This window comes from Streptomyces spinosisporus (assembly GCF_022698145.1).
Classification (GTDB): domain Bacteria; phylum Actinomycetota; class Actinomycetes; order Streptomycetales; family Streptomycetaceae; genus Streptomyces; species Streptomyces spinosisporus.
In genome coordinates, this window is record NZ_JALDAX010000001.1 from 348,693 (window position 1) to 370,901 (window position 22,209).

Annotated in this window: 17 protein-coding genes and 1 pseudogene; 11 read left to right on the forward strand and 7 right to left on the reverse strand. The window is 72.0% G+C overall.

The genetic code is table 11. The features are described 5' to 3' along the window. Positions 1–3: 3 nt before the first annotated feature. Positions 4–1,254: a M14 family zinc carboxypeptidase gene (locus MQN93_RS01485; protein WP_242708499.1), complete on the reverse strand. Its 1,251-nt coding sequence runs from the start codon at positions 1,252–1,254 to the stop codon at positions 4–6. A 176-nt stretch (positions 1,255–1,430) separates the two neighbouring features. Further along, positions 1,431–2,879: a dihydrolipoyl dehydrogenase gene (lpdA, locus tag MQN93_RS01490; protein ID WP_242707948.1), complete on the reverse strand. Its 1,449-nt coding sequence runs from the start codon at positions 2,877–2,879 to the stop codon at positions 1,431–1,433. A 123-nt stretch (positions 2,880–3,002) separates the two neighbouring features. Here lpdA and MQN93_RS01495 point away from each other — a divergent pair, with 123 nt between their 5' ends. Then, complete coding sequence (locus MQN93_RS01495; protein ID WP_242707949.1) at positions 3,003–3,911, forward strand: LysR family transcriptional regulator; 909 nt, start codon at positions 3,003–3,005, stop codon at positions 3,909–3,911. 40 nt (positions 3,912–3,951) lie between these two features. Here MQN93_RS01495 and treY read toward each other — a convergent pair whose 3' ends face one another. Together treY and glgX are read right to left on the reverse strand one after the other, a co-directional pair. After that, complete coding sequence (gene treY, locus MQN93_RS01500) at positions 3,952–6,306, reverse strand: malto-oligosyltrehalose synthase (RefSeq protein WP_242707950.1); 2,355 nt, start codon at positions 6,304–6,306, stop codon at positions 3,952–3,954. 106 nt (positions 6,307–6,412) lie between these two features. Continuing rightward, positions 6,413–8,542, reverse strand: coding sequence for a glycogen debranching protein GlgX (glgX, locus tag MQN93_RS01505; protein ID WP_242707951.1), 2,130 nt, complete (start codon positions 8,540–8,542; stop codon positions 6,413–6,415). Between the two features lie 178 nt (positions 8,543–8,720). On the opposite strand from glgX, the gene MQN93_RS01510 reads away from it, so the two are divergent. The 4 genes from MQN93_RS01510 to MQN93_RS01525 all read left to right on the forward strand — a co-directional run bounded on the left by MQN93_RS01510 (position 8,721) and on the right by MQN93_RS01525 (position 13,088). Next, entirely contained in the window at positions 8,721–9,527 is an 807-nt protein-coding gene (locus MQN93_RS01510; protein ID WP_242707952.1) for a Tat pathway signal sequence domain protein, read from the forward strand. A 50-nt stretch (positions 9,528–9,577) separates the two neighbouring features. Further along, positions 9,578–10,882: a copper amine oxidase gene (locus MQN93_RS01515; RefSeq protein ID WP_242707953.1), complete on the forward strand. Its 1,305-nt coding sequence runs from the start codon at positions 9,578–9,580 to the stop codon at positions 10,880–10,882. A gap of 116 nt (positions 10,883–10,998) precedes the next feature. Continuing rightward, positions 10,999–12,246 (forward strand): DUF5919 domain-containing protein, encoded by a 1,248-nt coding sequence (locus MQN93_RS01520; protein WP_242707954.1) that lies wholly within the window; start codon positions 10,999–11,001, stop codon positions 12,244–12,246. Between the two features lie 116 nt (positions 12,247–12,362). Then, positions 12,363–13,088 carry a 3'-5' exonuclease gene (locus MQN93_RS01525; RefSeq protein ID WP_242707955.1) on the forward strand — a complete coding sequence of 242 codons (726 nt, stop codon included), beginning with the start codon at positions 12,363–12,365 and terminating at the stop codon, positions 13,086–13,088. Between the two features lie 48 nt (positions 13,089–13,136). On the opposite strand, the gene MQN93_RS01530 is transcribed toward MQN93_RS01525, so the two are convergent. Then, on the reverse strand, positions 13,137–13,634 hold the full coding sequence (locus MQN93_RS01530; RefSeq protein ID WP_242707956.1) for a YbaK/EbsC family protein: 498 nt from the start codon (positions 13,632–13,634) through the stop codon (positions 13,137–13,139). After that, entirely contained in the window at positions 13,604–14,557 is a 954-nt protein-coding gene (locus MQN93_RS01535; RefSeq protein ID WP_242707957.1) for a DMT family transporter, read from the reverse strand. The genes MQN93_RS01530 and MQN93_RS01535 overlap by 31 nt, the downstream gene beginning before the upstream one ends. Positions 14,558–14,651: 94 nt before the next feature. Between MQN93_RS01535 and MQN93_RS01540 the strand changes: the two genes are divergently transcribed. Continuing rightward, on the forward strand, positions 14,652–15,563 hold the full coding sequence (locus MQN93_RS01540) for a LysR family transcriptional regulator (RefSeq protein WP_242707958.1): 912 nt from the start codon (positions 14,652–14,654) through the stop codon (positions 15,561–15,563). 78 nt (positions 15,564–15,641) lie between these two features. On the opposite strand, the gene MQN93_RS01545 is transcribed toward MQN93_RS01540, so the two are convergent. After that, the gene (locus tag MQN93_RS01545; protein WP_242707959.1) at positions 15,642–16,505 is read right to left on the reverse strand and encodes a phosphotransferase enzyme family protein; all 864 of its coding nucleotides are present in this window, start codon (positions 16,503–16,505) and stop codon (positions 15,642–15,644) included. Between the two features lie 189 nt (positions 16,506–16,694). Here MQN93_RS01545 and MQN93_RS01550 point away from each other — a divergent pair, with 189 nt between their 5' ends. The 5 genes and pseudogenes from MQN93_RS01550 to mgt all read left to right on the forward strand — a co-directional run bounded on the left by MQN93_RS01550 (position 16,695) and on the right by mgt (position 22,119). After that, complete coding sequence (locus MQN93_RS01550) at positions 16,695–17,603, forward strand: carbohydrate ABC transporter permease (RefSeq protein ID WP_242707960.1); 909 nt, start codon at positions 16,695–16,697, stop codon at positions 17,601–17,603. Then, positions 17,600–18,433, forward strand: coding sequence for a carbohydrate ABC transporter permease (locus MQN93_RS01555; protein ID WP_242707961.1), 834 nt, complete (start codon positions 17,600–17,602; stop codon positions 18,431–18,433). Before MQN93_RS01550 ends, MQN93_RS01555 begins: the two co-directional genes overlap by 4 nt. After that, on the forward strand, positions 18,433–19,713 hold the full coding sequence (locus MQN93_RS01560; protein WP_242707962.1) for an ABC transporter substrate-binding protein: 1,281 nt from the start codon (positions 18,433–18,435) through the stop codon (positions 19,711–19,713). Before MQN93_RS01555 ends, MQN93_RS01560 begins: the two co-directional genes overlap by 1 nt. 293 nt (positions 19,714–20,006) lie before the next feature. After that, entirely contained in the window at positions 20,007–20,834 is an 828-nt protein-coding gene (gene erm / locus MQN93_RS01565) for an ErmE/ErmH/ErmO/ErmR family 23S rRNA (adenine(2058)-N(6))-methyltransferase (protein ID WP_016431936.1), read from the forward strand. 21 nt (positions 20,835–20,855) lie between these two features. Next, positions 20,856–22,119: pseudogene (gene mgt / locus MQN93_RS01570) on the forward strand (macrolide-inactivating glycosyltransferase). Positions 22,120–22,209: the final 90 nt, after the last annotated feature.

Genomic DNA, 22,209 nt, shown 5'->3' on the forward strand with positions numbered 1-22,209 from the left:
CCCTCAGGCGGCCCGGTCGCGGGCGTACCGCGCCGCCGTGACGACCGTGCGGGACTGGTGCTCGACCTGGTGCTCCAGCGGCACCCAGCGCGCCCGGAAGCGCTCGGCGAAGGCGTCGCTCCACGTCGCCACGAGCCGCTCCAGACCCGGTGCCGCACGGTCGCCCGTGTCCCGCAGGACCCGCAGCAGCATGGCCGCCGCCCGCAGCGGCAGGCGGCGGCCGAACGCGTCCACACTGCTGACGTACGCCATCGTGTCGTCGGCGGGCGGCGTGTGGATCCAGTCCGCGGCCAGGCCCGGCACCAGATCCAGCACCCACTGGGCGGCCCGCAGCAGCGGCCCCTCGACGCCGTCGAGCCGCGGCAGCGCGTCGGCGAGCACCCGCTCCACCTCCAGCGCGTCGCACTGCAGCCGGCGTGCCAGCCGCCCCAGCGCCGCGGCCGGGGCGGGATGCGGGGCCGGATCGTCCACCAGGTCGCTCGCCCACATCGGCACCTCGACCACCGCCGTCAGCCCGCCGTGCCGGTGCGTGGCGTACCAGGTGCTGTTGTGCGCGTCGTCGGGCATGCTCGGGTACGCGGCGCCCGCGCCCAGGGAGGGCATCACATGCACTCCGGGCCCGGAGGCGGACCAGCCCGCGGCGTCCGAGGCGCCCGTCTCCACCGGGATGTGCAGCTGCGCCGCCGACTTGGCGAACGGCTCGGCGAGACCGGGGATGTCCTCGGTCAACTGCACCCAGCTGCCGCCGAGATCGGTGCCGTGCAGGGTCACCTGGAGGTAGGGCCGCAGCTCGTCGATGACCGCGATGAGCGCGCGCGTCTCGGGCGGCAGCCGGTGCGCCGGCAGCACCGACGGCGACCACTCCGGCTGCTCCTCGGCGGCCGGGCGGAAGAACCCGAGGTGATACTCGTAGAGGCTGCGCGGCGCGGGAGTGACATGCAGGCTCGCGCCGTCGGGGTCCGCGCACAGCAGGAAGTGCCAGGACGTCTCCGCGCGCAACTCCCGCTCGGCCAGCACCCGTTCGGCGAGTGAGAGGACCGTGCAGGCGCCGGTGGGCTCATTGGCGTGGGCGCCCGCGACGACGAGCACGGCCCGCCGGGCGTGGCCCACGGACAGCAGATGCAGGGGTCTGCCGGCGCGGGAGACGCCGACCTGTCTCAAGGTGCACAGACCAGGTCTCGCACCGGCCAACGACTGTGCGCACGCAACGAGTTGCGTCACGGTGGGGTAGCGCAGCTGCGGCAGGAGACTCACCCCCGACACGTCCGCCCGGCTTCGCATCCGCAGTACCCCATGCTCGCCCCGAAGTGTCAATAACGCCTTGGGGGAGGCTCCTGGGGGCGCCCGGGTGCATTGGCCGCCGGCCGCACTGGGTTCGGCTTCCGCCCGGCGCGAGCGGAGGCACTGCCCGCCGACGCGAGCGGCGGCAGTCACTGCTGGTGCAGCCCGCGTCCCGCCAGGGTCAGGAAGGTCTCGCCCACCGCCTCGGAGAGCGTGGGGTGCGGATGGACGTGCCGGGCCACGTCCGAGGCGTACGCGTCCCAGCCGACGATCAGCTGGCTCTCCGCGATCATCTCGGAGACGTGCGGGCCCACCAGATGCACCCCGAGCACCTGACCGCCGCCCGCCTCGGCGACGACCTTCACCATGCCGCCGCGGCCGTGCACCATGCCCTTCGCGACCGCCGTCAGCGGCATGGTGTTCACCTCCACTTCGTGCCCACGCGCGCGTGCCTCCGCCTCGCCGAGGCCCACGGCAGCGGTCTGCGGCGAGGAGTACGTCACCCGGGGCACCGCCGCGTAGTCGACCGGTACGGAGGGCACGCCCGCCAGCGTCTCCGCCACCAGCAGCCCCTCCGCGAAGGACGCGTGGGCCAGGCCGAGGGACGGCGGCGGCAGCAGGTCGCCGACGACATGGACACCGGGGACCGCCGTCTCCAGGCGTGCCCAGTCGGCCGGTTCGACGAAGCCGCGCGCGTCCGTAGCCAGGCCCGCGGCCGCCAGGTCCAGGCCGTCGGTGACCGGGGCCCGGCCGACCGCCACCAGGAGCCGGTCCGCCTCGACGGTGCGCATCTCGCCGCGGGCGGTGCGCACGCGTGCGCGTACACCCGACTCCAGTACGTCGGCGTCGACCAGCCGGGCGCCCGCCTGGACGTCGATGCCGCGCTTCTTCAGGCCGCGCGTCAGATGGCGGCTGACGTCCGTGTCCTCCAGCGGCACGATCCGGTCGGCGGCCTCCACGAGGGTGACCTCCGCGCCCATGGAGCGGTGGAAGGAGGCGTACTCCACGCCGATCGCGCCACCGCCGAGCACCAGGACGGAGCCCGGCAGACCGGGCGCGAACAGGGCGTCGTCGCTCGTCACCACGCGCCGGCCGTCCGGTTCGAGCCCCGGGAGCGTGCGCGGCCGTGAGCCGGTGGCCAGGACGATCCCACGGCGTGCGGTGAAGTCCCGCGAGCCCGGCGTGACGTCACCGCCGGCGCTTTCGCCACCGCCGTCGGTGCTCTCCACCCGCACCGTGCGGGGGCCGGTCAGCCGTGCGCTGCCGTGCACCACCCGCACGCGCGCGTGTGCGAGATGCGCCTCCACGCCCCGGTGGTTGCGCGTCACGATGTCGTCGCGCGTGGCGACCAGCGCCGGCCAGTCGACGGCGTCCAGGCTCGCCTTCACGCCCCAGCGCTCGCGCGCCTCGGCGATGCCGTCGACGAGCTCGGCGGCGTGCAGCATCGCCTTGCTGGGGATGCAGCCGCGGTGCAGACAGGTCCCGCCGACCTTGTCCCGCTCGGCGAGCACGACGTCGAGACCGAGGGCGGCGGCGCGCAGGGCGGTGCTGTAACCGCCGGTGCCGCCGCCGATGACGATGACATCCACTGTGTCCATGGCCCCAGCTTCCGTCCGCCCCTTGCCATGAGTCCAAGGCAATGTTCTTGTCGAACCCATGCAGGACGTTTATGGAGCGCGGCGCACACCAGGGGTGCGGGCCACGCGGACGAGGGGAGCGGCATGAGTCTGCGGCAGATGGAGTACTTCCTGGCGGTCGTCGACGAGGCGTCCTTCACGCGCGCGGCCGACGCCCTGCACGTCTCGCAGCCGGCGCTCTCGCACCAGATCAAGGCCCTGGAGCGGTCGGTCGGCGGTGAGCTCCTGGAGCGGCTGCCGCGCGGGGTGCGCCTGACGCCGATGGGCCGCGCCTTCCGCCCGCACGCCGAACGTGCCGTCCGCAGCGCCGACCAGGCCCGCCGCGCGGCCCGTGCCGCGGCCGGGGCCGAGGGCGGCGAACTGCACCTCGCCGCCGTCCACTCCGTCGCCGTCGGCGTGCTGCCCGACGTGTTCGCCCGCTGGCAGGCCGCCCACCCCCATGTCCTGCTGCACCTGCACGAGTACGCCACCTCGCAGGCACTGGAGGAGGAGGTCGAGCGCGGGACCGCGGACCTGGCCATCGGTCCCGCACCGGCCGACTGGCCCGGCACCGTCGTGCCGGTCGGCGAGGAGGAGGCCGTCCTCGTGGTCCCCTTCGACGACCGCTTCGCGGCCCGCAGCACGGTGACCCTGCCCGAACTGGCCGACCGCTCCTGGATCCGCTGCGCCATGGAACCGGTGGTCCACGGCGAGCGCTTCCTCGACTTCGTCTGCACCCGGGCCGGCTTCGCACCACGCACCGCCGTGTGGACCGAGCACACCTCGACGGCCGTACGGATGGCCGCCGCCGGAGTCGGCGTCTGCGTCGCGCCCTCGCACATCGTGCGCGGAGCGGTCGGCGAGGACTGCGCGGTCCTCTCCCACACCCCGCCCTGGCGCCGCCCCATGACCGTCTTCACCCGCGTACCACCCACCGGCGCCGCCCAGGCTTTCGTTGACCTCTTGAGGGAGGCGTGGCCGAGACCGGGGGCGCCTGCCGCCCTCCCGGTCTGAGCCCTGTCGTGGCCCTGCTCCGCTGAGCCCTGTCGTGGCCCTACCCCGCGTTCACCTGCTCCAGCAGCGCCACCGGCAGTGGTCCGAAAAGCTCCGCCACGCGTGCGTGCCCGGTGAACTCCCGCCCCGGGGACAGCACATCGGACCAGCGGCCCGGGGGCAGTGGGAGCTGGGTGTCGCGCCAGCCGCCCGCCTCGGTCAGTCGTAGTGACAGCCGGGTCACGGCGGTCACGACCTGTGCGGATCGTGCGAAGGCCACGCAGTGGGCGGCCGCAGGGCCCTCGGCGGTCAGGGGTGCGTATGTCGCCGCCTCCCCGAAGGCGCCGGGCTGTCGTGCGCGCAGTCGCAGGGCCGCCGCGGTCAGCGCGTCCTTGTCGCCGGGGCGGTCGGGCGGGAAGTGCACGGGGCGCCGGTTGTCCGGGTCGACCAGCGCCAGGTACTCGCCCTCGGTGCCCTGGTAGACGTCCGGCACGCCCGGCATGGTCAGCTGCACCAGGGCGGTGCCCAGCACATTGGCCCGCACGTGCGGCTCCAGCGCCCGGCGCAGTGCGATCACCTGCTCGCCCGGCGCCCCGCACGGCCCCGCGGCGACGAACGCCGCCACGGCCTCCTCGTACGCGGGCTCCTGCTCCGTCCAGCTCGTGTGCAGCCCCGCCTCGCGCACATGCTTCAACAGGGCCTGCCCGACGCGCTCCTCGTCCGCCGTCCCGAGCCCGAACACCGTCTGCCAGGCCGCCCAGGCGAGCTGCGGGTCCGGTACACCGTCGCCCGCGCGCGTGGCCTGCGCCGGCACGTCCGCCCAGCGCTGCGGGCACTCGGTGAGGACGGCCAGCGCCGCCCGTACGTCGGCGCTGCGCTTGGTGTCGTGCGTCGAGGCGACCGTGCCCGTCGCCGGCCAGTCGCGCTGCACGCGCGCGCAGTAGCCGTGGAAGTCCTCCGGGGACACCGCCGGGCCGCCGGGGTCGCCGCCCACCTCGTTCGCCGAGAGCAGCGGCACATAGCGGTAGAACGCCGTGTCCTCCACGGACTTGGCGCGCAGCGCCGACGCGGTCTGTGCGAACCGCGCCTGGAACTCCGCCAGGTCGGCCCCCTCGCCCGCGCGCCCCAGGACGAGATCGCGCACGACGTCGACGGCGCCGGCCTCCTCCGGGACGACGAAGGCGCGCCGGGCCTCGGCGGCGGCCGCCTCGGTGACCACGGATGCCGCGTCCCCGGGGCCGTACGGCCGGTAGACCTCCAGGCGGACCAGCAGCTCCTGCAGCGCCGTGCGCAGCGCCCAGGGGGCGCGGTCGCGCAGCGCGGGGTCCGGCGAGGCGGCGCACAGCCGGTCCGCCACCCGGGTCAGCCGGCGCACCTCGGTGGCCAGCTCGTGGGTGATCACCTTGTACGCGGCCCGGCGCACCGTGGCCGCCCAGTCGCCGCCCCGGTCCGGCTGCGGGTTCGCGAACCGCCGGTACTGGCCGAGGAGTTCGCCGAACCCCGCCGGGTCGGTGAACAGACCGTCGATGTGCCGCAGGGCGTCGTAGCCGGTGGTGCCCGCCACGGGCCAGGAGACCGGCAGCCCCTCCCCGTCCGCGAGGATCTTCTCCACGACCGTCCAGCGGCCCCCGGTCGCCTCGTGCAGCCGCTGCAGATAGGTGCCAGGGTCGGCGAGCCCGTCGGGATGGTCGACGCGCAGCCCGTCGACCACGCCCTCGTGCAGCAGCCGCAGGATCGTCGCGTGCGTGGCCTCGAACACCTCGGGGTCCTCCACCCGCACCCCGATGAGCTCCGAAATGCTGAAGAAGCGCCGGTAGTTGAGCTCGGTGCGGGCCAGCCGCCACCACGCGAGGCGGTACCACTGGGCGTCCAGGAGCTGCGGCAGCGGCAGCTCCTCGGTGCCCTCGCGCAGCGGGAAGGCATGGTCGTAGTAGCGCAGCACGTCGCCGTCGACGCGCAGCTCGTCGATCACCGAGCCCAGCGGCTGCCCGAGCACCGGCAGCAGCATCCGTCCGCCCTGCGCCTCCCAGTCGATGTCGAACCAGCGCGCGTACGGCGACTTGGGGCCCTCGCGCAGCACCTCCCACAGGGCGTGGTTGTGCCGCGGCGCCATGGCCATGTGGTTGGGCACGATGTCGACCACCAGGCCGAGACCGTGCTCCCGCGCGGTACGTGCCAGCGCGCGCAGTCCCTCCTCGCCCCCCAGCTCCTCGCGCACGCGCGCGGGGTCCACCACGTCGTAACCGTGCGTGGAGCCGGGCACGGCCTCCAGGACGGGCGACAGGTGCAGGTGCGAGACGCCGAGCGAGGCCAGGTACGGCACGGCGGCCGCGGCGGCCGCGAACGGGAAGTCGGGCTGCAGCTGCAGCCGGTAGGTGGCCGTGGGCACCACGGGGTCGGGTCGCTCAGGTGTCATGCAGACCTACGTACCCGCCCTGCCGCCCTTCGTGTCATCGTCACCCCACCGGTGCGCTGAACGGCCCCGGGGCTGCACCGTCCGTCGGCCCCGGAACCGCCGGCCCCTACACCGGCCGCCGCAGCACCGTCAGGCTCCGGTCCACCAGGGTCAGCCGGTCACCGGCCTGCACCTTCTGTTCCTCGTCCGGCAGCACGCCCTTGGAGCGGGCGGTGTCCACCACGACCTGCCACTGCCGCCCGTGGTTGACCGGCACCACGAACTCCAGTGGCTCGGGCGAGGCGTTGAACATCAGCAGGAACGAGTCGTCGCCGATCCGCTCCCCGCGCACCCCCGGCTCGGAGATCGCGTTGCCGTTCAGGAACACCGTCAGCGCGGAGGCCTGCGCCGTGTCCCAGTCCCGCTGGTTCATCTCCTTGCCCTCCGGCGTGAACCAGGCGATGTCCGACAGCTCGTCGTGGGTGCCCTCCACGGGCCGCCCGTGGAAGAAGCGGCGCCTGCGGAAGACCGGGTGGTCCTTGCGCAGCCACACCATCGCGCGCGTGAAGTCCAGCAGCGCGCTCTCGGGGGTCTCCTCCGTGGCGTCCGGGTCGAGCCACTTGACCCAGGAGATCTCGTTGTCCTGGCAGTAGGCGTTGTTGTTGCCGCCCTGGCTGCGTGCGAACTCGTCGCCGTGGCTGATCATCGGCACGCCCTGGGAGAGCATCAGCGTGGCGATGAAGTTGCGCATCTGGCGCGCCCGCAGCTCCAGCACACCGGAGTCCTCGGTCTCGCCCTCCGCCCCGCAGTTCCAGGACCGGTTGTGGCTCTCGCCGTCGCGGTTGTCCTCGCCGTTGGCCTCGTTGTGCTTGTCGTTGTACGCGACCAGGTCGTGCAGGGTGAAGCCGTCGTGACAGGTCACGAAGTTGATCGAGGCGAGCGGGCGGCGGCCGTCGTCCTGGTAGAGGTCCGAGGAGCCGGTCAGCCGGGACGCGAACTCCGCGAGCGCGCGCTGCTCACCGCGCCACAGGTCCCGTACGGTGTCGCGGTACTTGCCGTTCCACTCGGTCCACAGCGGCGGGAAGTTGCCCACCTGGTAGCCGCCCTCGCCGACGTCCCACGGCTCGGCGATCAGCTTCACCTGGGAGACCACCGGGTCCTGCTGCACCAGGTCGAAGAACGACGACAGCCGGTCCACCTCGTGGAACTGCCGGGCCAGGGTGGCCGCGAGGTCGAAGCGGAAGCCGTCGACGTGCATGTCGGTGACCCAGTAGCGCAGCGAGTCCATGATCAGCTGCAGGACGTGCGGGGACCGCATGAGCAGGGAGTTTCCGGTGCCCGTGGTGTCCATGTAGTACTTGGGGTCGTCCGTGAGGCGGTAGTACTGCGGGTTGTCGATGCCCTTGAACGACAGCGTGGGGCCCAGGTGGTTGCCCTCGGCAGTGTGGTTGTAGACCACGTCGAGGATGACCTCGATGCCGGCCTCGTGCAGGGCCTTGATCGCCGACTTGAACTCCAGGACCTGCTGGCCGCGATCGCCCCAGGAGGCGTAGGCGTTGTGCGGGGCGAAGAAGCCGATCGTGTTGTAGCCCCAGTAGTTGTTCAGGCCCATGTCGACCAGCCGGTGGTCGTTGACGAACTGGTGCACCGGCATCAGCTCCAGCGTGGTCACGCCGAGCTCCACCAGATGCTCGATGAGCACCGGGTGCGCGAGGGCCGCGTAGGTCCCGCGCAGCTCCTCGGGCAGCCCCGGGTGCTGCATGGTGAGGCCCTTGACGTGGGCCTCGTAGATCACCGTCTCGTGGTAGCCGCGCCGTGGCCGCCGGTCGTCGCCCCAGTCGAAGTACGGGTTGACCACCACCGAGGTCATCGTGTGCGGTGCGGAGTCCAGGTCGTTGCGCTCGTCGGGTGCGTCGAAGTGATAGCCGTAGACCTCCTCGCCCCAGCGGATGGAGCCGCTGATCGCGCGCGCGTACGGGTCGAGCAGCAGCTTCGCCGAATTGCAGCGCAGCCCGTGCTCGGGGGCGTACGGCCCGTGCACCCGGAAGCCGTAGCGCTGTCCCGGCATGATGCCGGGCACGTACGCGTGCCGTACGAACGCGTCGCTCTCGCGCAGTTCCACCGCCGTTTCCGAGCCGTCGTCGTGCAGCAGACACAGCTCTACTCGGTCCGCGGCCTCCGTGAAGACCGCGAAATTGGTGCCGGCGCCGTCGTACGTGGCACCGAGCGGATATGCCTCGCCAGGCCAGACCTGCATGGATCGACTCTTTCAGCTGGACCGCGACGCCGGGGGCGCCTTCGCGTCGAGTGTCCCCGAAAGTGATGGAACCACCTATGACTTACGTCCCTCTTACCGCTCGACCAGGCATACGCGGTATGCCGAACCAGTGGGGCAGACACGTACTCCCGTGACCAAGGGGGAGTAGGGGGAAGATGTGCGCAAGATAGTGCACCGCCATTTGGGAAAGGTGGTGGCGGGTGCGGCCGTGGCGGTGGCAGGGACCGCCGTGATGGTCGCGATCACCCTGCCGGGAACGGCGGGGGCCGACGAATCCGGAAAGGGCGGGGGAGCGGCCGGGGCCGCGGCCCCGGCGGAGCAGGACGGCGCGGTCCGGCCGGGCGTCGTGCGGCAGGCGCCCGCCGAGGGGGACAGGGGCAGGGGCGGCGACCCGCTCACCGACGACGAGATCGAGCGGGCCGAGCAGCTCGCCGCCAACCGGCAGCTGCGCAGCTCGGCGGTGAACGTGGAGGGCGAGCGCGGGCCGCAGCGGCTGACCGTCGACCTCGTCGATCCGGAGGACGACGGGACGGACGGCTCGGACGCGCCACGGCGTGCCGACGTCACGTTCTACGACTACAAGAACGACAGCCTCGTCACCAAGACGGTCAATCTGGACACCGGGAAGGTCGAGGAGACCGGCACGCAGCACGGCGTCCAGCCGCCGCTGAGCCGGGCCGAGAACGCCGAGGCGGCCAGGCTCCTGATCGCCGACCCGCTCGGCGCGGGTCTGAAGGCCGACTACAAGGACGCCACCGGCAAGGAGCTCACCTCGCCGGACCAGCTGCTGCTCAACGGCGCCGTCTACCGGGCAACCCCCGGCGCCCAGCCCGCCGTGCTCGACCGGTGCGGCGAGCACCGGTGCGTGCGGCTGTTCCCGAAGGTCGTCAACGGCCCGTGGATCGACGCCAGGTCGATCATCGTCGACCTCAGCGCCGGCAAGGTCGCGAAGCTCGACCGCTGACCTCCGTCCACTTTTCCCACTTGCTCCTCCTGTAAGGGAGTCATCTCTTCATGCACGTCAACAGAGTCAGCCGTGCACGCATGCGCACGGCCGTCGGTGTGTCCGTGGCCGCGCTCGCCGCCGGCGCCCTGGCGGGTGCGGGACCGGCCTCCGCCGGGCCGAGGACCGCCGCAGCCCCGGCCGCCGGCTGCAGCAGCGCCTACCAGATCCAGCAGAAGCTCTCCAGCGGCACCACCTGGACGATGTGCTGGCGCTACGACAGCAAGGCGGGCCTCGTCCTGAACGACGTCTCCTACCAGCCCAAGGGCGAGACCAAGCCGATCAAGGTGCTCAACAGCGCCCGGCTGGCGCAGATCGACGTTCCGTACGACGACGGCAGCGTCGAGTACGACGACCTCACCGGCTTCGGCTTCGCCCAGGGCCTGATGAACCTGGCGCCCGGCGAGTGCCCCGGCGGCACCATCAGGTCCGTCAAGGTGCCCGACTCCTGGGACCCGGAGCACCCGAACGTCAACGGACTGTGCACCACGACCCGTTCACGCGGCCACGCCTACCGCATGCAGGGCGACAGCGCGAACAAGGTGTACCAGGCCCAGGGCAAGGACCTCCTCGTCTACACGGTCAACCAGGTCGGCTGGTACGAGTACATGACCGAGTGGCGCTTCCAGGACGACGGCACGATCAACATGAACGTCGGCGCCACCGGCAGCCTGTCCTACGAGGACTACGACGCCGGTGACGGCCGCGGCTGGCCCATCGGCAAGGGCGCCACCGCCTCCGCCACCAGCCACAGCCACAACGTCTTCTGGCGCCTCGACTTCGGCCTCGACGGCTCCTCGAAGACCAGGGTCGAGCAGTACGACTCGAAGGTCACCGCACCGGCCCGCGGCCAGGAGGCGCCGACCGCGAAGACCACCCGCACCAAGGTCACCAAGGAACTGGCCGGCGACTACAAGACCTACCGCTGGTGGCGGATGGTCAGCGCGAGCGGCAAGAACAAGGACGGGCACGCGCGCTCGTACGAGATCGTCCCCGGCACCACCACGAAGTACCCGGGCCGCAGCTTCACCAAGCACGACCTGTACGTCACCGACTACAAGAAGTGCGAGCAGTTCGCCAGCAACAACACCGGCAACTGCCCGGCCGGGACGGGCAAATCGGTCGACAAGTGGGTGAACGGCCAGACCCTCACGCACCCGATCGTCTGGATGAACGTGGGCTTCCACCACATCGCCCGCGACGAGGACCAGCAGCCCATGCCCGTGCACTGGCAGGGCTTCTCCATCGCCCCGCGCGACGTCACCGCTATGAATCCGCTCACTCCCGACGCCCTGGCGGCCCAGAACGGCCACTGAGAGCCGCGTAGTTGAGAAACGACCTGTCCATCCGGCTGCATCGCCGACCGGTCCCGGAGTACCCTTCCTTGATCGTTGAGACGGGGAGTCTCGGGGGAGCGGAAGGCGGTGCGCGGGTGGGCTCGGGAGGGCTGGAGCTGCCCCCTGGTGACGAGGGTCACGAGGGGAACTCCACAGAGGTCCCGCCCGGCACGGTGTCTCTGGCCAGGCCCATGGCGACCAACTCCATCGGCCCGGAACTCGACTGGGACGCCGACGCCTGGCACGAGGTGCGTACGCGCGCCCAGAGGGCGGGGCGGGCCTACATCTGGCTGAACCTCGTCGAACAGCGGCTGCGCGCGGTCGTGGCCGCTGTTCTGCGGCCCATCTACGAACCCGTCCACGCCGACGACTGGGTGGTGGCCGCGGCCGGTCCGGCCGGCCAGGAATGGGTGCAGCGCGCCGTCGCCGTACGCGAAGTCAGCCGCCGCAAGGGCTACTTGCTCGACCCGGCCGACGACAACGTCCTCAGCTTCCTCACGCTGCCGCAGCTGCGCGAGCTGATGGTGCAGCACTGGCCGTGCTTCGAGCCCTACGTCGACGACCGCCGCGAGGTCGAACTCGCCCTGGACGAGCTCGAGGTCACCCGCAATGTCGTCTCCCGCAACCGGGCCCTGTCCGAGGCTGTCCTGAGCCAGGCCGAGCGGGCCTCGGCGAAGCTGCTGGACGTCCTCGGGGCGGCCGGTGACGTGCCCTCGGCCCGCCGGCTGCCCGTCGACGCGGTGGAGGACCTGATCGGCGACCGGTACGCGGACGTGGTCGGCGTGCACCCCGACCGGGTGCGGCTGCTGCGCCAGTTCCCGGCCGAGGACATCTTCGGCGGTGCGCGGCGCCTGGACGCCGTCGGCATCGGCCTGAACCTGCTCGTGCAGAACTTCTCCGGGCGGCGGCTGGTGCGGCTGGCCGAGGCGGGCTGCCGGGTGCGGCTGCTGTTCCTCAACCCGGCCTCCAGCGCGGTCAAGCGGCGCGAGCGCGAACTCGGCATGAAGCGCGGCGAGTTGAGCCGCTCCGTCGAGATGAACATCCTGCACATGCGCCGGGTGCGCTCCCGGCTGCGCGACCCGGGGGCCTTCGAGATCCATGTCTACGACGAGATCCCGCGCTTCAGCGCCTATCTGGTCGACGGGGACGGCTCGGACGGCATCGCGGTCGTGCAGTCCTATCTGCGGCGCACGCGCGGGATGGAGGCGCCGGTGCTGGTCCTGCGCAACGGCGGCCGCGTGGTCAAGCCGGACGACATGGACAAGGGGGTCGACAACGGACTCTTCCCCACCTACCGCGAGGAGTTCGAAATGATGTGGGTGGATTCGCGGCCCGTGTCCTGAAACCGTGCCCGCACGCCGGAGCCGCGGTAAGCGGAATGCGGTCCTCTGATTGTCAGTGGCTCATGGGAAGGTGGAGACCACTGGGGGAAAGCACCACCAAGAAGGGGGGGCCGCCCATGGGCTGGCACCAGGAGCTGCTGATCGGCTTCGACCTGGAGACGACCGGGACCGATCCGCGCGAGGCGCGCATCGTCACGGGGGCCGTGATCGAGGTCAGGGGCGGGCAGCCCATAGGGCGCCGGGAGTGGCTGGCGGACCCGGGCGTTCCGATCCCGGCGGACGCGGTGGCGGTGCACGGCATCAGCAATGAGCGGGCGGCCGCGGAGGGCCGCCCCGCCGACCAGGTGGCGAACGCCATCGCGGACGTCCTCGCGGGGTACTGGAAGACGGGCGTCCCGGTCGTCGCCTACAACGCCGCCTTCGACCTGAGCCTGCTCTCGGCCGAACTGCGGCGCTACGGCCTGCCGTCGCTCAGCGACCGCCTCGGCGGCATCGCGCCCGCCCCGGTCATCGACCCGTACACCATCGACCGCTGGGTCGACCGCTACCGCCGCGGCAAGCGCAACCTCGAAGCCGTCTGCGCGGAGTACGGCGTCCTGCTGGACGCCGCGCACAACGCCGCCGCGGACGCCCTCGCCGCCGCCGGCCTGGCCTGCGCCATAGCCGCCCGCCACACCAAGATCGCGGCCCTCGGCCCGGCGGAACTGCACCGCCGCCAGATCGAGTGGTACGCCGAATGGGCGGCCGACTTCCAGGACTTCCTCCGCCGCAAGGGCGACCCGACGGCAACCGTGGACGGCACCTGGCCACTGCGGGAACCGGCAGACGAACGAGTGCTCTGAACCGCCACACCGGGAGCCGCAGAGCGGGTTGGCGCAGCTGCGGAGGTGTTACGCCGGGGCAGGGCTTGCCACGCGTTCCACTCGGGGCTGGGCCACCCGTTCGTAGTCGGTGCCCGAGAGGGAGAGGGAGCGGTCCAGGCGGGCTGCGTTGAAGTAGAGGCGGGGCAGGGCGACGACGGCCGGGTCGGCGACGAGTTCGAGTTCGGGGTCGAAGCTGAACGGGAGCACGGTGCCGGGGACGGCGCGGGCCAGCCGCTCGGCCGTCTCCGCGTCGCTGAAGCCGACGTAGCGGGCCGCGTACAGCGTCTTCACGGCGTCCAGGTCCACCCGCCGGTCCCCGGGGACGACCGCGAGGACGTGCCGGGTGGTGCGCCGGTCGACCTTGACCCGCAGCACGATGCACTTCGCGGCCTCGGACACGGCGTGCCCGCGCAGCGCGCTGACGGCCTCGGTGGTGCCCTCGGGCTCGTGGTCGATCAGCTTGTAGTCGACCGACGCGGAGTCGAGGAGGGAGATCAGACGGTCGTAGGTGTCGTGGTCCGGCATCGGACATCCCCTTCGTGGGCGTGGACTTCGGTGGCGGCTGCGGTGACCGCGGTGCGGTGGGCGCGCTCCACGGACTGGCCCCAGTAGGTGCCGGCGACCATCATCGCCGCACCGAGAGCAGTGAGTGCCGTGAGGTGTTCACCGCCGAGGGCGAGGCCCGCCGCGACGGCCCAGACCGGCTCGGTGCCCAGCAGCAGACTGGCCCTGCTGGCGGAGGTGCGCTGCACCGCAAAGGTCTGCGCGAGAAAGGCGAACACACTGCAGAACAGGGCGAGATACACCAGTTGCGCCCAGGTCGCCGGGCCGGCCCGGACCAGCTCCGGCAGACCGTGGACGGCCGCCACAGGCAGGAACAGCGCCGTGCCGACAAGGGTCTGCACGGCCGTCAGCTGCAGCGGGCGTACGCCCCGGCCGACGGTGAGCCGCCCCACCAGCGCGACATGACCCGCCCGCACCGCCGCCGCGCCGAGCATCAGCAGATCGCCGAGGCGCGGGGCATGGAAGCCGTTGCCGGCCATCAGCAGACCGACGGCCAGGACGCACACACCGGCGGCGGCGTAGAACAGGGGCGGCGGCCCGCCGTGCGTGCGGTCGAGCAGCGGGGTCAGCACGATGGTGAGGCTGATGATCAGCCCCGCGTTGGCGGCGCTGGTGTGGGCGACGCCGTACGTCTCCACGACCAGGACCGCGGCCTGGGTCAGCCCGAGCGGCACACCCGCCCGCACCTCGTCGCGGCTGAACCGGCGCGGCCCGCGCCGCGCGGCCACGACCCCGAGACAGGCGAGCGCGGAGAGGGCGTAGCGCGCGAACAGCACCAGCAGGACGGGGAGCGCGGCGGTGGCCGTCCGGGCGGACAGATAGCTCGAACCCCAGACGACGGCGACAAGGAGGAGTACCGCATCGGTGCGGCGGACGTCGGACACGGCCCCACCCTGCACCGAAGACGTTCGTGAAGCCCAGTACCACTTACTGAACCGATCTTTTAGAAGTCCTACATCGACTCCCTACACTGGTCACATGGACGAACGGCAGCTCCGGATCCTGCGGGAGCTCGGCGAGCTGGGCAGCGTCACCGCGGTCGCCGAGGCGCTGCTCGTGACCCCGTCGGCGATCTCCCAGCAGCTGCGGCTGCTGCAGCGCTCGATCCCGGTTCCGCTCACCGAGCGCCGGGGCAGACGCCTGGTGCTCACCGACGCCGGGCAGACACTGGCGGGCTCGGCGATCGAGGTGGAGTCCGCGATGGAGCGGGCCCGCCGCAGCGTCGGCGAGTTCCTGGACCGGCCCGACGGCGAGGTGTCGGTGGCGGCGTTCCACAGCGCGGCCGCGGCGTTCTTCCCGCCGCTGCTGCGCGCACTCGCGGCTCCCGGCGCCCCGGTGCCGAGGCTCGCCGACGAGGACGTACCGCAGGAGGAGTTCCCGCGCCTGACCCGGGAGTACGACCTCGTCCTCGCGCACCGTCTCGACCACGCACCCCCGTGGCCGCCCACGGTGACCGCGACAACCCTGCTGCGTGAACCCCTGGACGTGGCCATGCCGGCCACCCACCCGCTCGCCGCCCAACGCCGTGTGACCCCGCGCGACGTGGCCGACGAACCCTGGATCACGGTCCACGACGGCTTCCCGGTCCTGGCCACCATCGAGGCGATCTCCGCCGCCGCGGGCAAACGCCTCCATCTCGCCCACCGCATCAACGAGTTCGCGGTCGTCGCCGAAGCGGTGGCAGCGGGCGGCGGCCTCGCCCTGATGCCCCGCTGGACCACCCGCCCCCACCCCGAGGTCCTCCTCAAACCCCTGAGCGGCGTCCGGGCCGAACGCCACATCGACACCCTCTACCGCCCCGAACGCACAGCCCGAAAAGCAGTCCGCACGGTGCTCACAGAACTACAACAAGCCGCACAAACCATCCAAGGCAGAAGGGCAACCCCCTAGGGGCGCGGGGAACTGCGCGCTCAACCCAAAACAACCCGCACCCGCCCGACGAACAAAAGCCCCCCACCCCTCAGGCGCTCAAAACGAATACCACCGCACCGACTCATCCCCGGCCCGCAACGACCCCACCCGCCGCTCGAACTCCACCAACGCCGCCGGATTGCTCCCCGCATGCTGCGCCACCCACGCACAACTCGCCGTCTCCCGGGCCCCCCGCAACACAGCACACCCCTCCCACTCCCGCACATCCCACCCATACGCCGCGACAAACCCGTCATAAGCCGCCGCAGGCAACCCGTACCGATCGCGCGACAGCGCCATCACCACCAGGTCGTGCTCCCGCAGATCCGACGAGAACGTCTCCAGATCCACCAGCACTGGCCCATCAGGCCCCACGTACACATTCCGCGGCAGCGCATCCCCGTGGATCGGCCCCGGCGTCAGATGCGGCGTCAACGCGGCCGCGGCGGCCGCGAACCCGTCCCGCCGCTCCCGCAGATACGCCGCGTCCGCCGGGTCGATCGCGTCCCCCGCGAGCCGCAGCCAGCGCTCCACGCCGCCCAGCAGCTCACGCGGAGGCAGTGAGAAGGAAGGCGCGGGCAGCGCATGCACCACCCGCAGCAGTTCGGCCAAGTCCCGCGGTTCGGCGTCCCGTACGGGATCCGGCAGCCGGTGCCACACGGTCACCGGGTGCCCCAGGACCGACCGCGGCTTCGGCTCGGCCGCGCGGACCGCGGGCACGCCCTCCTCGGCGAGCCACAGGGCGATGTCCAGTTCGCGGCGTGCCCGCTCCAGCAGCTCCGGGTCGCGGCCCACCTTGACCACCAGGTCACCGGCGGCGAACACCGCGTTCTCGCCCAGGGAGAGGAGCCGCGCGTCCCGCGCCGGGCCGGGCAGGACGTCCGCCGCGGCCAGTACGTCCCGCGCCCGTGCCTCGTCCATCGTCCGCCTCCGTGTCGTCGTCCCCTGCCGTGGCCGGCGTCGTAAACCCGCCATCCGCCGCTCAGTCTCGCATCCACACAGGTCGCGCCGGGTGCGCGGTCTCTTGACGGGGCACAGTATCTTCACGACCATGACCGGGCCCGTCCGTGCTGTACAGGGCGGCCGAGCCCGTACAGAGAGGGAGATTCCGTGGCGTCAGTGGCCCAGGCGGGCAGACCGGTGCGGCGTTCCACCGACCGCGGCGCCTGGTTCCTGGTCCTCCCCGCGCTGATCCCCATCCTCGTGCTGAGCGTCGCACCGCTGCTCTACGGCATCCTGCTGGCGTTCACCGACGCCCAGTCGGGCCGTACGCAGGCCACGCAGTGGATCAGCGGCCTCAACTTCCAGGACCTGCTGCACGACACCCTGTTCTGGGAGTCGTTCCGCATCGGGCTGCTGTGGGCGGTCGGGGTGACCGTGCCGCAGTTCCTGCTGGCACTCGGCCTCGCCCTGCTGCTCAACGAGGACCTGAGGCTGCGCTGGCTGGCCCGCGCCCTGGCGATCGTCCCGTGGGCGATGCCCGAGGTCGTCGTGGGCGTCATGTGGCGGCTGGTCTACAACCCCGACGCGGGGGTGCTCAACGAGACCCTGCGCGACCTCGGCCTCGGTGACGGCCGCGACTGGCTCAGCGGGCTTGCCACCGCGCTGCCCGCGGTCGTCGTCGTCGGCGTCTGGGCCGGTATGCCGCAGACCACGGTCGCCCTGCTCGCCGGACTGCAGAACACCCCACGCGAACTGCACGAGGCGGCCGCCGTCGACGGAGCGGGCGCCTGGCGCCGTTTCCGCACGGTCACCTGGCCCGCCCTCAGACCGATCGCCCTCGCCATCACCGCGCTCAACCTGATCTGGAACTTCAACTCCTTCGCCCTGGTCTACGTCCTGACCAACGGCGGCCCCGGCGGCCGTACCCGGCTGCCCATGCTGTTCGCCTACGAAGAGGCCTTCCGCTACGGCCAGTTCGGGTACGCGGCGGCGATGGGATGCGTGATGGTCGCCGTCATCTCCGTCCTGCTCGCCCTCTTCCTGGTGGGACGGCTCAGCGGAGGTGACGAGGCATGAGGTCCCGGACCGGCACCCGCGCAGGGCAGTACGCCGCCCTGCTCTGCTATCTCGTCTTCCTCGCCTTCCCGTTCCTGTGGCTGCTGTCCACCGCCTTCAAGTCGCCGCGCGAGCTGGGCAGTCTGCATCCCACCTGGATCCCGCGCAACCCCACGCTCGACAACTTCCGGCAGGCCTTCGACGAGCAGCCCCTGCTGCACGCCGCACTCAACTCCCTGCTCGCCGCGGCCGGTGCGGCCGTCATCGCCGTGGTGATCGCGACCCCGCTCGCCTACGTCATGGCCCGCCGCCGCACCGCGCTGACCCGGGCCGCGACCGGCTGGGTGGTGGTCAGCCAGGCGTTCCCGCTGGTCCTGGTGATCATCCCGCTGTTCCTCGTGCTGAAGAACCTGCACCTGATCAACTCCCTGTTCGGGCTGACGCTGGTCTACGTGGTGTGGGCGCTGCCGTTCGCGCTGTGGATGCTGGCCGGATACGTCCGTGCCGTGCCCACCGAGGTCGAGGAGGCGGCGGCCGTCGACGGGGCCGGGCGCACCCGGACCCTGGTGTCCGTGGTGGCGCCGCTGCTCGCGCCGGGGATCGCGGCGACGGGCCTGTTCGCCTTCGTCACCGCGTGGAACGAGTTCTTCTTCGCGCTGGTCCTGCTGAAGACACCGGAGAAACAGACCCTGCCCGTGATCCTCACCCACTTCATCGGCGCCGAAGGGGTCGCGGACCTCGGACCGCTCGCGGCCGCCGCGTTCCTCGCGACGCTGCCCTCCCTCGTCGTCTTCGCGCTCATCCAGCGGCGGATCACCGGCGGCATGCTCACCGGGGCGGTGAAGAACTGATGCGCACCCGCATGATCTGCCTCCAGGTCCTCACCCTGCTGCTGGCCGGCTGCACCAGCGGAGGCAGCGGCGGCGCGCACGGCCGCATCACGCTCCGCTTCCAGTCCCTGGCCTGGCAGCAGGAGTCCGTCGAGGCCAACAAGGAGCTGGTCAAGGAGTGGAACGCGAGCCATCCGGACGTCAAGGTCGAGTATGTGCAGGGGAGTTGGGACAGCGTCCACGACCAGCTGCTCACCTCCTTCGAGGGCGGTGAGGCACCCGACATCATCCACGACGCCTCCGACGACCTCGCGGACTTCGCCTACGGCGGCTATCTCGCCGACCTGACCGACCTGCTGCCCGCCCGCCTCAAGTCCGACATCCCGCAGCGGAGTTGGCGGACGGCGACCTTCGGCGACGGCATCTACGGCGTGCCCTTCCTCCAGGAGCCGAGGGTGCTCATCGCCAACTCCACCTGGCTGAAGAAGGCCGGCGTGCGCATCCCGACGCCCGAACACCCCTGGACCTGGCCGGAGTTCCGGCAGGTGACGAAGCGGCTGAGCGGCAAGGGCAAGTACGGCGTGGCCTGGCCGCTCAAAGAGCCCGTCTCCGCCACCCTCAACCTGTCCCTGTCGGCGGGCGGCGAGCTGTTCCACCGGGGCGCGGACGGCAAGGTGACGATCCGCTTCGCGGCGGCCGACCAGGTGGTGCCGCGCACGATCCACGACCAGGCGAACACCGATCACAGCGCCTCGCCCACCACCCTGGGCAGCGGCGGCTCCGACACCCTGCCCGGCTTCTTCGCCGGCAAGTACGCGATGGTCCCGCTCGGCTTCTCCTACCGTCAGCAGATCGCGCAGCAGGCACCCAAGGGCTTCCACTGGCAGGTGCTGCCCGCACCGGCCGGCGCCGACGGACTCACCCAGGGCGTCAGCCCGCAGACCCTGTCCGTCGCCGAGGACAGCCCGCACAAGAAGGAGGCGGCCGCGTTCGTCGACTTCCTGCTGCGCCCGGAGAACATGGTGCGGCTCGCGCTGGGGGACTGGATGCTGCCGACCGGCACCCGGGCCCTCGACGACCCGGCCCTGCACACGGCCAAGGACGGCTGGGCGACCGGCACCGCCCTCGCCGCCCACCTCAGCTCAGCACCCGCGCAGTCCGTCCGCGGCTACCCCGAGTGGAAGGACAAGGTGGCGACGCCCGCCTTCCAGGAGTACTACAGCGGAGACATCGACCTCGGAGAGCTGCGCAGCCGGCTGGAGAAGGACGGGAACCTGGTGCTGGCCCGCTACCAGCGCTGAGCAGCCGCCGGAAAACCCGTTGCCGGCCGACGGCCGCCCGCCTAGCGTTCCGTCCGTGGCAGCTTGCAACGCGATCACCGACACCGGTCTCGGCCGGGGCAGCACGCACTCCGTACGGATGCGTCGTGGCCCCGGTGCCCTGACCGGTACGGAGAGCCGCACCCGCTGATCCCTTCGCGGCGCGTGCCCCTTGGCGGCACGCCCCGCGTCTCGCGCATGCTCGCTCGCTTCCTGTCTTCCGGCCAGGGCCTCGGCTGCCCTCTTACTTCTCCCGGAAGACAAGGACGCAGGCCATGGCCCGCCCCAGCCCGACCTCCCGCGCGCGCTCGCAGAAGCACTCCGCGAAGCACTCCGCGAAGCCCTCCCCGAAGCTCTCGCAGAACTTCCTCGCCGACCGCGCCGCCGCCGAACACCTCGCCCGGCTCGCCGTCCCGCACGGACACGAGGCCCCCCTGCTGCTCGAAGTCGGCGCCGGAAAAGGCGCGTTGACCGAGCGGCTCGCCCCCCGCTGCCGAGAGCTGCGGGCGTACGAGATCGACCGCCGACTGCTGCCCGCACTGCGCGCCCGCTTCGCGGACACGCCCCATGTCACCGTCATCGGCGGCGACTTCCTGCACGCCGACCCGCCCTGCGCGCCGTTCGCCGTCGCCGGGAACGTGCCGTTCCACCGCACCAGCGCGATCGTCGACTGGTGTCTGCGGGCCCCCGCACTCACCGAGGCCACCCTCCTCACCCAGCTCGAATACGCCCGCAAGCGCACCGGCGACTACGGGAGCTGGACCCTGGTCACGGTCCTCAGCTGGCCGCGCCACGAGTGGCGGCTGGTCGGCCGGGTCGACCGAAGCCGCTTCCGGCCCGTGCCGCGCGTCGACGCCGGAGTCGTACGCATCGAGCGGCGCAGTACCCCACTGCTCGACCGCGCGGCCCACGCCGGCTGGCGGCACCTCGTCGAGCTCGGCTTCTCCGGCGTCGGCGGCTCGCTGCACGCCTCGCTGCGGCGCGCGTACCCGAGGCGCCGGGTGGACGCCGCGTTCCGGGCGGCGGGACTGGACCCGGGCGCCCTGGTCGGTCAGGTGTCGCCGGAGCGCTGGCTGCGGCTGTACGACGTGCTGGGCGGGTGAGCCGGTGACGTATGCGACGTATTGCAGTTGCACGAGACGTATCGTCTCGCCTACGGTCGATCACATGACCAGCCGAGCCCCCACCACCCGCCCCGCCCACATCGCGATGTTCTCCGTCGCCGCCCATGGGCACGTCAACCCCAGCCTGGAGGTGATCCGCGAGCTCGTCGCGCGGGGACACCGTGTCACGTACGCGATCCCGCCCGCCTTCGCCGAGAAGGTCGCCGCGACCGGCGCCGAGCCGAAGCCGTGGAACTCCACCCTCCCCGGCCCCGACGCCGCCCCGGACGCCTGGGGCAGCGAACTGCTCGACCACGTCGAGCTGTTCCTGAACGACGCGATCCAGGCCCTGCCGCAGCTCATCGAGGCGTACGAGGGGGACGAGCCGGATCTCGTGCTGCACGACATCACGTCGTACCCGGCCCGGGTCCTCGCCCACCGCTGGGGTGTGCCCGCCATCTCGCTGTCGCCCAACCTCGTCGCCTGGAAGGGGTACGAGGAGGAGGTCGCCGAGCCGATGTGGGCGGAGCCGAAGAGCACCCCGCGCGGACAGGCGTACTACGCCCGCTTCCAGGGCTGGCTGGAGGAGAACGGCATCGCCCTGCACCCGGACCCCTTCGCCGGCCGGCCCGACCGCTCGCTCGTCCTGATCCCGAGCGCGCTGCAGCCGAACGCCGACCGGGTCGACGAGAGCGTGTACACCTTCGTCGGCGCCTGCCAGGGCGACCGCTCCGCGGAGGGCGACTGGCAGCGTCCGGAGGGTGCCGAGAAGGTCGTGCTCGTCTCCCTGGGGTCGGCCTTCACCAAGCAGCCGGTGTTCTACCGCGCGTGCGTGGAGGCCTTCGCCGGTCTGCCGGGCTGGCATCTCGTGCTCCAGATCGGCCGGCATGTGGACCCCGGCGAGCTGGGTGACCTGCCGGACAACGTCGAAGTGCGGTCCTGGGTGCCGCAGTTGGCGATCCTCCGGCAGGCCGACCTGTTCGTCACGCACGCGGGTGCGGGCGGCAGCCAGGAGGGGCTGGGCACGGCCACGCCGATGATCGCCGTACCGCAGGCCGTGGACCAGTTCGGCAACGCGGACATGCTGGTGGGTCTCGGCGTCGCACGCCGCATCGACACGGAGGAGGCGAGCGCCGAGGCCCTGCGGGAAGCCGCCCTCGCGCTCGTCGGCGATCCCCAGGTGGCCCGCAGGCTCGAGGACATCCGGGCCGAGATGGCCCGGGAAGGGGGCACACCGCGGGCGGCCGACCTCATCGAGGCCGAACTGCCCGAGCGCCGGGCATGAGAGAGGGCCCGTTGGCTCCCCGGCAGCCAACGGGCCCTTATTCCAAGCGGGTTCAGCGGGTATAGCGGGTTGAGCGGTTCAGCGAGTTCA